At 33.3% G+C, this 12,388-nt stretch carries 10 protein-coding genes and 2 tRNA genes; 3 read left to right on the forward strand and 9 right to left on the reverse strand.

Going from position 1 to position 12,388, the window contains the following annotated elements:
* The first annotated feature begins 50 nt into the window (after nucleotides 1-50).
* The 3 genes from AA80_RS02650 (at nucleotide 51) to AA80_RS02660 (ending at nucleotide 3,109) form a co-directional block, all read left to right on the forward strand.
* Nucleotides 51-944, forward strand: coding sequence for a glycine betaine ABC transporter substrate-binding protein (locus tag AA80_RS02650; RefSeq protein ID WP_103876292.1), 894 nt, complete (start codon nucleotides 51-53; stop codon nucleotides 942-944).
* 19 nt (nucleotides 945-963) lie between these two features.
* Nucleotides 964-1,052, forward strand: a tRNA-Ser gene (locus AA80_RS02655).
* Between the two features lie 26 nt (nucleotides 1,053-1,078).
* Nucleotides 1,079-3,109: an alpha-amylase family protein gene (locus AA80_RS02660; protein ID WP_103876293.1), complete on the forward strand. Its 2,031-nt coding sequence runs from the start codon at nucleotides 1,079-1,081 to the stop codon at nucleotides 3,107-3,109.
* Nucleotides 3,110-3,129: 20 nt separating this feature from the next.
* Here AA80_RS02660 and AA80_RS02665 read toward each other — a convergent pair whose 3' ends face one another.
* The 9 genes from AA80_RS02665 to AA80_RS02705 all read right to left on the reverse strand — a co-directional run bounded on the left by AA80_RS02665 (nucleotide 3,130) and on the right by AA80_RS02705 (nucleotide 12,384).
* Complete coding sequence (locus AA80_RS02665; protein WP_103876294.1) at nucleotides 3,130-5,268, reverse strand: RNA degradosome polyphosphate kinase; 2,139 nt, start codon at nucleotides 5,266-5,268, stop codon at nucleotides 3,130-3,132.
* Nucleotides 5,269-5,282: 14 nt separating this feature from the next.
* Nucleotides 5,283-6,806: a Ppx/GppA phosphatase family protein gene (locus tag AA80_RS02670; protein WP_103876295.1), complete on the reverse strand. Its 1,524-nt coding sequence runs from the start codon at nucleotides 6,804-6,806 to the stop codon at nucleotides 5,283-5,285.
* Between the two features lie 2 nt (nucleotides 6,807-6,808).
* The gene (locus AA80_RS02675) at nucleotides 6,809-7,750 is read right to left on the reverse strand and encodes an ROK family protein (protein ID WP_103876296.1); all 942 of its coding nucleotides are present in this window, start codon (nucleotides 7,748-7,750) and stop codon (nucleotides 6,809-6,811) included.
* Between the two features lie 29 nt (nucleotides 7,751-7,779).
* Nucleotides 7,780-8,658 (reverse strand): CHAD domain-containing protein, encoded by an 879-nt coding sequence (locus AA80_RS02680; RefSeq protein WP_103876297.1) that lies wholly within the window; start codon nucleotides 8,656-8,658, stop codon nucleotides 7,780-7,782.
* Nucleotides 8,625-9,110, reverse strand: coding sequence for a SixA phosphatase family protein (locus AA80_RS02685; RefSeq protein WP_103876298.1), 486 nt, complete (start codon nucleotides 9,108-9,110; stop codon nucleotides 8,625-8,627). The genes AA80_RS02680 and AA80_RS02685 overlap by 34 nt, the downstream gene beginning before the upstream one ends.
* A gap of 30 nt (nucleotides 9,111-9,140) precedes the next feature.
* The gene (locus AA80_RS02690) at nucleotides 9,141-9,890 is read right to left on the reverse strand and encodes a DUF2238 domain-containing protein (RefSeq protein WP_243830549.1); all 750 of its coding nucleotides are present in this window, start codon (nucleotides 9,888-9,890) and stop codon (nucleotides 9,141-9,143) included.
* A gap of 147 nt (nucleotides 9,891-10,037) precedes the next feature.
* Nucleotides 10,038-10,112 (reverse strand) — tRNA-Asn (locus AA80_RS02695).
* A gap of 40 nt (nucleotides 10,113-10,152) precedes the next feature.
* Nucleotides 10,153-11,370: an anhydro-N-acetylmuramic acid kinase gene (locus AA80_RS02700; protein ID WP_103876300.1), complete on the reverse strand. Its 1,218-nt coding sequence runs from the start codon at nucleotides 11,368-11,370 to the stop codon at nucleotides 10,153-10,155.
* A gap of 3 nt (nucleotides 11,371-11,373) precedes the next feature.
* Nucleotides 11,374-12,384 (reverse strand): serine hydrolase domain-containing protein, encoded by a 1,011-nt coding sequence (locus tag AA80_RS02705; protein ID WP_103876301.1) that lies wholly within the window; start codon nucleotides 12,382-12,384, stop codon nucleotides 11,374-11,376.
* Nucleotides 12,385-12,388 lie beyond the last annotated feature (4 nt).

Here is a 12,388-nt window from a genome sequence, read left to right on the forward strand (position 1 = left end):
ATTAGTTTTTTAAAGAGAGTAAGAAAAGCTCTAAAGGAGGACTGATAAAAATGAAAAAAATAGTTATTTCGGTACTTTTTATTTTGTTTGGTATAAACTATATATATGCAGCTGAAAAGGTAGTCGTCGGAGCAAAGGCTTTCACAGAAGGTTATATATTGTCAAGCATGGTTTCTTTACTTCTCCAAGAAAACGGGATTAAAGTAGTAGAAAAGTTTGGACTATCCTCTTTTCCTCTTCGCAAGGCTATGGAAACAGGTCAAGTAGATGCTTATGTAGATTACACAGGAACTGCTTGGGCAGCGTATTTTGGACATACAGAAAACATATATGATCCTGAGGAACTGTTCGATTTAGTAGCAAAAGAAGACTTAGAGAAACACAACATCGTATGGTTAGATATGATAAATTTTAATAATACTTATGGTTTGGCAGTACGAAGCTCTTTTGCTAGAGAAAACGGAATACATAGTTTAAGTGATTTGGCTGATTATATTAATTCGGGAAAAGGAAAAGATTTAATTTTTGGAGTTAATCCAGAATATTATGAAAGAAGCGACGGGATATTTGCTGTTATGGATGAATACGATATGAATCTACCAAGAAAAAATGTAAGAACGATGGAAGCAGGGTTAACATATGAAGCGTTAGCGCGTAAAAATATTGATGTGGCTATGATATATTCTACCGACGCACAAATCTTACGTTTTGATTTAGTGATTTTAGAGGATAACAAATCTTTCTTTCCACACTACAATCCTTCTGTTTTGGTTAGAAAAGAAATAATAGATGCATACCCTGAAATAAAAGAAATTTTAAAACCATTGACATTGTATTTAAATGAGGATATAATTATAAGGTTGAATTACTTGGTTGACTTTGAAGGTTTAGAACCAGAAATTGTTGCTAGAAAGTATCTCCATGGTTTGGGCTTTATCAAATAAATAGATTACAATAACTTGCGGAGGCGTGCACCGAATTGGCTAAGGGGCCGGTCTCGAAAACCGGTGGGGTTTATCCCCTTGTGGGTTCGAGTCCCACCGCCTCCGCCAACTTTTATTGAGGAGGGAAGTAAAAGATGCCTATTCTATCTGAAATTAACAGATATTTAAAAAGTAAAATTTCACTTGGTAAAGATGATTATGCGATACCAAAAAGATGGATGCCCCCTAATTATACCGGTAAGGTTAAACTATCTGGGAGAAAATTTTTTGTTAATCCATATGAGTTTATTTCTAACATAATAGATAATCTGTTAAAAAATGCTTCAGAAGAATTGGATTACAGCAAACCCCTTTCTTTCATTAAAAATGTTAAAAACCCTGATTGGATTAGAACAAGCATAGTTTATTCTGCTCATGTAAGAGCTACAGCTGCCTATGTTCATGACCAAACTACTTTATTCGTTCCGATAGATGAAAAAGGTTATACTGAATCAGGAACCTTTCTAAAAATGTTGATGTTAATACCTTATTTTTCTAGCTATAACGTTGATAGTATCTATTTACTTCCAATTACTCAATCCAGCAATAAATTTAAGAAAGGTGAAGTAGGCTCACCTTATGCGGTCAAAAATTTTTTCTCTGTAGAAAAAGATTATCATGACACCCTTTTGGAAAGTGAATTCACCCCTGATCAAGAATTTGCAGCTTTCGTCGAAGCCGCTCATATGGCTGGAATGAGAGTATTGTTAGACTTTGTGCCACGAACAGGAGCCAGGGACAACGACTTGATTTTAGAACATCCCGATTGGTTCTATTGGATAGATATAGATGAAATGAACGACTTTGCCCCACCTAAAGTTGACGGTTTAGGATTTGTTCAACCAAGTAAAGAAAATTTAAAAATTGTATACAATGACGAACAAGTCAAAAATCATCTTAAAAAATTTAGATGGGATCCAAAAACTCAGAATCCACAAAAATGGGAAAATTTTATAGATAAAAATAAAAACAACCCGGATTTTTTGGATGAGATAGCAAAAGAGTTTAAAGTAATTACCGTTCCAGGATTTTCAGATTGGATAAATGATCCCCAACCCGCATGGGAAGATGTCACTTTCTTAAGACTCTATCTTTCTCATCCGGAAGAAGCCCTAAAATATATAGATGGGGCAAACCAACCTCCTTATGTGCTCTTTGATGTTGTTAAATCAAGTTTGTTCCCGGGGAAAGAAAAGAATACCGAACTTTGGAACTTAATAGCAAACATTATTCCATTTTATCAAAAAAATTTCGGTATAGATGGTGCTAGGTTGGACATGGGTCACGCTCTACCTGATGAACTTGAACATGAAATTATAAAAAGGGCAAAAGACTACGACCCCGCCTTTGTAATAATAGCAGAAGAATTAAGCATGGACAACCATATAAAGGCTAAGAAAAACGGTTATGATGGAATTTTGGGAAATTCATGGTGGGCTGAGCCAAGAATAAAAGAAGGCTGGTTCAAAAAATTCATCTCAGAAGTAGCACCAAAAATATCTTTGCCTACATTTGCTACGGCAGAAACACCAGATACCCCAAGAGCCGTTACAAGAGAAGGTAAAGAAACTTTCTCAAAACTAACAGCGGTGGTAAATACTTTCATGCCAAACGGAATAACATTTATAAACTCTGGATATGAGCTTTTTGAACCTCAACCTATGAACACAGGCCTAGATGTAGAGGACCCGGTGGAAGAAAGATTTAAAAATTTACCTTCAACAGACCAATTTTATGGCAAACTAGCATTCTTTGATTGGTATGTATTGCATTGGGATACAGACCATCATATGGTGAAATTACTTTCCTTATTAGGCACACTAAAAGAGGAAGTCAAAGATCTTTTGAAAAACCCTGATAATTATCATTTTATTGATTTTTCTGAAGATGCAAGTGCACTGTTTTGGTGGAACGGAGAAAAAGGAGTTGTCATACCTATCAATACCAACTTTCAAAATCCGTACTTCTTTGATATAGACCTTGGATACTACACCTGGAAAAGTAATCATAATATTCAAACAAAATTGGAAAATTACAGAAGAGGAGAAAGCTCTTGGAATGTTCAAGATGCACATTTAAAAGTAACAATCAATCCAGGTGAAGCCAGAGTGTTTTTCATATATTAAAAAGGGCTTTTAGCCCTTTTTTATTTTAATTTTGGAAAGTTAAACTTGTCTACTTCTTGCTTTTTTATAAATTTTCTAAACTTTTTCTTTGCTTCCTTCATTAGCTCTTCTTGAACTATAAAAATTTTTGACTTTTTCCCAGTTGACCTTTTATACTCTCCATTCGGTTGCAACTCTCTTGCTTTGAAATTATCTTTTAAATAAAGGTTCAATACATCTATCAATCGTTGCTTTAGATCTTCTTGCTCTATTGGTATCATGGTTTCAACTCTTCTATCCAGATTTCGAGGCATTAAATCGGCACTAGATATAAATAATTTGGGTAATCCGTTATTTTCAAAATAATATATTCTACTATGTTCTAAATACCTTCCCACTACACTTCTAACTTTTATACCTTCACTAACTCCTTTTATCGCTACTTTTAAAGCACATATTCCTCTAACGATTAATTTAACGTTAACACCGGCCATAGATGCCTTATATAATGCTTTAATTATAGATACATCTAGCAAGGAATTCACTTTTATTATTATTTTCCCTTTTCCACCTTTTTTAACCACATCTATTTCGTTGTCAATCCACTGTAAAAAAGTTTCTCTCAAACTTGTGGGAGCAACCCCCAATTTTTTCCATGTTGGAGGCTTTGAATAACCCGTTAAAATATTGAATAGTGCCGATACATCTTGAGCATAACTTTCCTTACAAGTAAAAAAATCTATATCTTCATACAATCTTGCAGTTATGTAATTGTAATTCCCAGTACTCATATGAACGTATCTTCTGATCCCACCTTCTTCCTTTCTAACAATCAACAAAAGTTTTGCGTGTACTTTTAATCCGACAAGTCCGTAAACTACATGACAACCAGCTTTTTCCAACTCCTTAGCCCATTGAATATTATTTTCTTCATCAAATCTGGCTTTGACTTCTACCACAACGGTAACTTGTTTACCGTTCTCTGCCGCTTTTATAAGGTAATCTATGATTGGAGATTTTTTCCCAACTCTGTACAAAGTTTGTTTGATAGCCAATACTTGTGGATCTTCCGCTGCCTGCCTTAAAAAATCCATCACATGCTCAAAAGATTCATAAGGGCGATGTAGGAGAACGTCCTTTTCTCTAATTACCTTAAAAATACCCTCCTTGCCATAAAAGCTTGGCGAAGGTTGGGGAGAATAATACTCAAATTTTAAATGATCATATCCTTCTAAATTAGCTATTTCCATAAGAGAACTTAAATCTAATAAACTAGATATCTCGAAAATATTATCGCTTCTTAAATTTAGTGAATTTAATAGGAAATTTCTCAGATTCTCTCCCATATTTTTGGATATTTCTAATTTAACAGGAAAGCCTGTTTTTCTTTCTTTCAACGAACTTTCAATCTCAATTAACAAATCTCTGGCATCATCCTCGTCGATAGAAAGGTCTCCATCGCGGGTGATTCTGAACTCAGAGATCTCAACCACTTTGTATCCGCTGAAAAATAAATCAGAATGCATTTTTAAAAGATCTTCCGTTAAAAATAAGCATGTACCATCCTCACTAGGGATGTTTATAAACCTAGGAAAAATCGTCGGTAATGGTATAAAGGCAAATAACGTTTCCCCTTTTTCATCTTCCAACTCCACACCTAGATTAATACCGCTACCAGGTAATATTGGAAATGGTCTACTCTGATCGACCGCCATTGGAGTAACAACGGGAAAAACGACCGTTTGAAAATAATTATCTAAAAACTCTTTTTTTTCTTCATCAATATCATCAACTTTGAGAACTTTAATATTCTCCTTCTCTAAAGAAGGTAATAACTCGTTTTCTAAACAATTATATTGCATTTCCACCATTTTATGAGTTTTTTGGGAGATCTTCATTAATTGATCTCGGGGATTCAAACCAGAAATATCGACTCCACTGAAACCAGCTTGAAGTTGTTCTTCCAAGCCAGCCACCCTTATCATAAAAAACTCTTCAAGATTGGATGAGGTTATAGAAAGAAATTTAACCCTTTCTAAAAGAGGGTTCGTTGTGTCATAGGCTTCTTCTAACACTCTGAAATTGAAGTCCAACCAACTTAACTCTCTATTGTTATAATATTTATAATCGTTCAAATCAATTTTCTTTTCTTTAGTTTTGTTGCTACTAGTTTTTGCCATTAAATCTCATCCCTTTAAATTTTTCTAACTAACTCAGGAACTATTCCAAAGACTTCTAAAAAGAAATTATCCTTCCTTTTCAATGCCCACTCTTCTAGCAAGGTTTCTTTTGGTGTATGAGTAATTATAATCAGGCGATTGCCTTCTAAATTAACTTCAATATCTCCCAATTTGCTCTCATGAGCTACATCTAAGGCGTCTGCAAGCCTCAATATGGCAAGCATCTTTGTTATCAATATCTTATCTGATATGTTTTCCAGTTGTGATGAATAATCATCAATCTCTAAATCTTGGGCGCTGTGAAAGTAAGCGATTCTTGAGACAACGTCTAATTCTTTTGAAGTTAAACCTATAATCTCTGAACCCTTAATTATATTATACGAATGCAAATAATGTTTCTTAATATTTACATATTTCCCCATGTCATGCAAAATTGCAGACACTTGCAAAAGAAGTCTATGTCTTTTACCCAATTGATGAACCGGTTCTAAAACATCGAATAATTTCAATGCATATTTTTCTACTGTTTGGCTGTGTGTCTCCTCATAGGAATACTTTTTACCTATATTTCGTGAAGAGATGATCGTACTCTTTTCCAATAAATTGAAAAATCTTCTATATTTTCTGCTTAGCAACACTTGAAATAACAAACTACTACTTAAATTAACCTTTGGAAAAACCAAAATATTTTCTGCTCCGGATACTTCTAAAAGTAATCGGTAAAAAGCCAATGCCGATAATAACGAATTTGCTTTGTTTTCTGAAATATCATATTCTCTGGATAATTCGGTGGCATTCTTTGATTTCAAATCCTGAAAAAGAACATTGAATTCAGCCTGGGAAACGTTCATTACTTCTTCTTCATCCTTTTCCAAGAGCCCAGCTAAAAACTCTATTTCATTACCACAAGTTACAAAGGTTTTGATCTTTTTATTACTAAGCCAAACCTTGATTGGGTGGTAAAATGTACTCAAATACTCTCTTATTAAATTACTATAGTGTAATGTGTTTTCTTCCAAAGCTCTGAGCATCTCTGAGACTTTTACAGAACCTATTTTTATATTTTGTGAATTATCTATCAAACCTTTAGAATACGTTGCTAGCCCCATACTTCCCGTTCCTATGTAAACAAATAAAACATCATCCTTTTTGTACTTTTTATATTTTTCAAAGTTCCTTATCAATTCCATGTAGATATGTGATTTCTCTTCATAATCATCTAAAACATTGATATTCAACCCTGTTCTTGTTTCGATCTGATCTAAAATAAAATCAAGATTTTCTGCTTCTCTCAAAGCGGTGGTACCTACTATCTTCAATCTATTAGTTCCGTATTCTTCTGCTACTCTTTTGAATCCTAGAAGTTTTTGACTTAGGATCTCCACTTTTTCAAAAGATATCCTTCCTATTGTAAAGGTATCTTTACCCAAGAATAAAGGGTAATCTAAACTTTCTATAATATTGATATCATCTTGATCGTTCTGAGCTATATCAAAAGATATATTTTCTGTTCCAATGTTTATAACACCCGCAACCATTGTTATACACCAACTTTTTCTTTAATAAGTGAAAAAGCACCATACAAACAAGCATCATCTTGCAAATTTGATAATTTAAATTCACAACATTCAAAGATGTGAGGTATAGAGTACTGCTTGGCTGTTTCAACAACGATAGGAATCAATTGTTCTCCTAAAGCCTCCATGACCCCCCCTCCTAAAACGATAACTTCGGGATTTAATAAGTTAATAATGGAGCCAGCATTTATTCCTATATACCTTGCAGCATCGTTCAAGACACCTCTAACAAGATCGTCCCTTTGATCATAAGCAGCTTTCAAAGTAGAACTTTTCACTATACCTTTCAAGTCACTGCTTTTTATTAAGGTTTTTTCGCCTCTTTCTTTTTTTCTAATTATTTCTCTTTGGATAGCTACTTTAGAAGATAAACTTTCCAAACAGCCACGAAGATTACAACCACAAAGAGGGCCTTCGGGGTACACATTCATGTGTCCAATCTCGGCAGCAAAATTGAATGAACCTTTATATAATGATTCATTCAATATTAAACCTCCACCAATTCCTGTTCCTACAAAATAGCCTACGGCGTTTTTTGCCCCTTTAGCAGCACCAAACTTCCATTCTCCATACATACTTGCATTGGCATCATTTTCTATAATCACTTTGATATTGTACTCTTCCTCAACAAATTTAGCTAAATTAAATTCATTCAACGGCATGTTAGGAGTAAAGGTAATTTTTCCATCTTTTATAACTCCTGGTACACCTATTCCTATCCCTTTTACATCTTTATTCTCCTTCAGCAAAGAATCCAAAACTTTCTTCAACTGCTCAACAACTTTCTCTTTGCCTTTTGAACTTTTGGAACTTTTTTTCTCCGTCTTCAATTTGTTACCTTTCTCATCAAATAAAGTTCCAAGGATTTTAGTCCCTCCTATATCTACCCCTATCCAATTACTCATTTTTTTCACCCTCTTTATAAGGATTAAATTTAAGCCTCTTGACTAGAAATGTTATTGTACAACTTTTCAAAAATCTCATTCACCTCAACATCTATCTTCCCTTGTAATTGAACTAATTCTTTATCAATTTCTTTTAATAAAGCTATAATATTATCTTCTTGAAATTTTTTTACCAACTTTTTCTTTAAAACAATCAAATCATGATGAGTTCCTAAAATATCTTGAATCTGCTTAAACATGTCTTCTTCAGGTAAAGTGCTACTTTTCAGTGCCCCGAATATCTCTGTTTTATAACGCAGGTTTTTAATCTTTATCCTTATTTTATGAAGCTTTCTATAGTCACTTCTATCTGTACTTTTAAACTCTTCATAAACGTCTTTAAATTCTTTTATATAAAGATTAGCAAAATAAGGATCATTTATCTGAAAGTTTTGTATAAAATCAAATACCAAGAAGCTTAAAGAATTTTCTAGAAGATTATCCAACTCCGAAATTTTTAAAGAATTTAAATAACTTTTCAACTTTTCTTTCTCTTTACTATATTTTTTCTCGAAATAATCGATTAATTCATTATCTTGCCATTCAATTTTCTTAAGAAAATCTAGGTGAACTTTATAATCTCTTGATTTATTGCTTATTTTTAATATCTTATTTACTTTTTTCTCAGCTTTCTTAGAACTTTCGTGTTTTGAAAATCCTTCCAAAAAATCTATACTTGTTTCTATCCTTCTACAAGACGTTCTCATGTCGTGAACAGTATCCACACCTTTTTCATCTAAAACATAAGAAATGTTTTTCAGAAGACGATGTTTAATCCTTTCAAAATATTCGATGTACTCTTTTAAAAACATCCATGGATTTACTGAAATATCGTTTAAGAGTTTATTGACTTCGGGTCCACCATCCATTTTAATTTTCCTTTTCCAGATAAAATATCATCGAATGATTCTCCTACAATACAAATTACTCCTGCCTTTCTCAAATGCAAATCATCACCAGTTAATTTTTTTGCAAGTTCGTCAAAAGTTGGATTGTGACCAAATATCATTACATTGTTATACCCCTTTGTAATGTTTGAGATTTTTTCAATTATCTCTTCTACTTCTCCTTCATACAGTAATTCTTCCTCTAATATCTCTGGCTTTGATTTAAAAGACTTCTCAAAGATTTCTGCTGTTTCTTTTGCCCTCAAAGCAGGAGAGGTAATCATAAGTTCAACCTTATTTAAAAGTTTAGCCACATATTCTGCAACTTCTTTAGAATCGTTTCTACCAACTTTTGTCAACTTTCTTTCAAAATCATCAATTTCCGCGGACCTTTTTTCTGCTTTAGCGTGCCTAACTAATATTAGGTTTTTCATATGTGAACTTTCCTCCTCGTATAAACGTTTTTAAAAAGAATTCACATAGTCTCTTAAAGCTGATCCAATTCTTTCTAATAAGGAATCCATATCACGGGATTTGTTCAGTCTTTTCAGAGTGTTCCAAAAAATAAATATTCCAGCTATGCTCCCTATCAAGTTTCCTATAAAATCCGTCATCGTATCGAAAAGGCTTTCTTCTTGAGCCATTCTATATCCAGGATAGTCTCTAAAGATTAAATCCGAAATAAATTCTCCTATTTCCCAAAACACTCCCAATGTCATAACAATAGAAAAGGTAACAACAAATATTTTTAGAAAGAAAAAAGGCATTTTCATTTTGGCCCAGATTAGTTCAGAACCCATTACCAATGGATATATAAGAAATGAAAGCCAAATACCTCCAGTAATATGAAGAATAAAATCGTAAATTTTAAAATAATCATAAAAGTGGTACCACATCCCAAATACACTATGTAAAGAAATTTGAATTATTGTTACTGTACGAATCTCTTCAAGAATCGTAGACTTTGTTACCCATTCAAAAACCCATGTTAAATAAACTCCAAAGGCGCTTAAGAGATATCCTAAAAAATGTGGTAAGTTAAAATCCCGAAAGCTTCCTATAATAGGAATAAACACAACAAAAGAAAAAAATAAGTTAACCGCTCTTAAAACAGAATAAAACTTTGAACTTGAGGTAAACAAGGTTTCTTTCACCAAAGGATCTCTCACCAAAAAATGATGGATTTTGTCAAATTCTATTTTTGCTTTTTTCAATGTTTTTGAAAACCTTGGTGTAATCAGTATCACCTCATTTTGAGTTCTTTGCATATTCTATAATTTATTTTAATTATACCATTTAGATACAAAAACAAAAAAAGCAGCGAACTAATTCGCTGCTATGAGGGGATGATACGACTATGGTGGCTCCGGGTGAGGGATTCGAACCCCCAACCTAGTGGTTAACAGCCACCCGCTCTACCGTTGAGCTAACCCGGAAAAAATAAAAACTCTTCAAAATCTAAAAATGATTATATCATCAAAATGGTGTTTTGTCAACATTTTTATTTTTATCTACAGGGACTACTTCACCAAGAGTAACAAACCTTTTAGCCCCAGTTATTTGAGGTACATTATTTTTTCGTCCTTTGTAAGTCTGATAAGCTAATATTGCAAACGCTACCGATTCTTTAGCATCACTTGAAAAACCTAATTCTTCTAAAACCATCACGGTAGCTTTTTCATCTATCATCTTTTTTACATAATATTTTATCATCGATATCAAAGTAGGATTATAACTTCCACCACCAGAAATTATAACTTGGTCTATGTTAGTGCCTATAAATCTTAGATAGGCATCGGCAATCGATTTAGCGGTAAAAGCTGTTACGGTTGCAACAATATCTTCGTCGTTTAATTTCATACTTTTTCCTCTGTTTATTATCTCTTGGGCATACTTTAACCCAAAAACTTCTCTTCCTGTGGTTTTGGGAGACTCTTTTTTTATAAAAGGATGAGCCATTAGTTCTGCTAAAAGCGTATCAGAAATCTTCCCGTTTTTGCTAATCTTTCCATCTTTGTCATAATTTTGCTCGCCGTTGCTTAGAATCTGAACTACTCCATCTATAAGCATATTCCCTGGGCCTGTGTCGGTACCTTTTATATCTTCTATCTTGGCATTTTTTGGTATATAGGTGAAGTTTCCTATCCCTCCGATATTTTGCATAACCCTGTTGTAATCATCATTTTTAAACAAAATATAATCAACATAAGGTACAAGTGGCGCTCCTTGACCACCAGCTGCGATATCTCTTGCTCTAAAGTTGGTTACGGTGGTAGTTCCTGTTTTTTCTGCTATTACACAAGCTTCACCTATTTGAAAAGTGGAGATAAAATCATCACTTACATAATGGTATATAGTCTGCCCATGGGAACCTATTAAACTAACATCTTGCATATTTAAACCTTTTGATTCCACAACTTCTTTGGCGGCTTGAGAAAACAATTCTCCAAGCTCGAAATTCAATATGCAGATTTTATCAACGCTACCCGTTTTGGGATCAGAACATTCTAGAATTTTTTCTCGCATTTTTTTACTATAAGGTGTATTTATAAAATTAACAACTTTTACATTTAACTTTTGTGGCCCTTCTTCTGTTATTTCAACTAGTGCAGCATCTATTCCATCCACTGATGTCCCTGACATTAAACCTATCACCAACATAATATCTTCTCCTTTTACTTCTAAAGTGTTCATTTATTAATGATCTTTTCGAAAAATTATATTATTTATCTTATTTCTTATCACGTTCAATTCGGGTTTTTTTAAGAATCTATCGTAGTAAACAGAATTTGTCAAAAATATAGAAAATAATCCATCTTTTCTAATCCAAATGGATGTGCCTGTAAAGCCATTGTGACCGAATCCTGTACTATCAAGTGAGTATTGACATCCTGCAACAGGTGGAGCCATCCAGGCTATATGGGTAGTATTTTCCCCTCTTTTTACCAGAGTAGTGGTAAAAAGATCTAAGGTGTCTTTTGAGACTATTTCCCCACTTAACAAACTAATTATGAAAACTCTCAAATCACCAGTATTAGAGAATAAACCTGCGTTACCACTCACTCCACCTAAATAGTAGGCAAGTTCATCTTCGACTACACCCTTTAACCTTTTACCTTCTCGGATAGATGTGGATACAGCTTTATCTTGATTCTTTGGATTGAAACAAGTATTTTCCATTCTTATTTTTTTAAAAATATCTTCGACGTACTCTTTGAAATGCTTTTGAGTAACTTCTTCAACAATTTTCATAAGTGTTATAAAATTTAAACAAGAATATTCATAACACTTGTAGGCATTTTCTTGGGGTTGAATATTGATTATCTGCTTAAGCAACTCTTCTCCTTGATACTTTTCCCATAGATTTGAATAAGCTTGTATTCCAGAAGTATGAGTTAATAATTCGAAGATAGTAATCTCGCTTTTTGGACTACTTACCTCTATGAATTTACCAATTTTATCTTCTAATTTTATTTGTTTTTCATCTATTAGTTTCATCACTGCGGTTGCAGTTCCTACAACTTTGGTAACGCTTGCTAAATCAAAGATGTCCTCTTCTGTAAGTTTTTCTTTTTCATCCTTTGTTCCGTAAGTATTTTTATACAATAACTTTTCATTTTTACCTATTAAAATGGATGCTCCTGTATACACATTATTTACTCCTGATGAAACAATTTCGTTTAAAGATTCGATATCTTTTTCTTTCAAATCA

The sequence above is a fragment of the Petrotoga sibirica DSM 13575 genome, from assembly GCF_002924625.1.
In the GTDB taxonomy this organism is placed as follows: Bacteria; Thermotogota; Thermotogae; order Petrotogales; family Petrotogaceae; genus Petrotoga; species Petrotoga sibirica.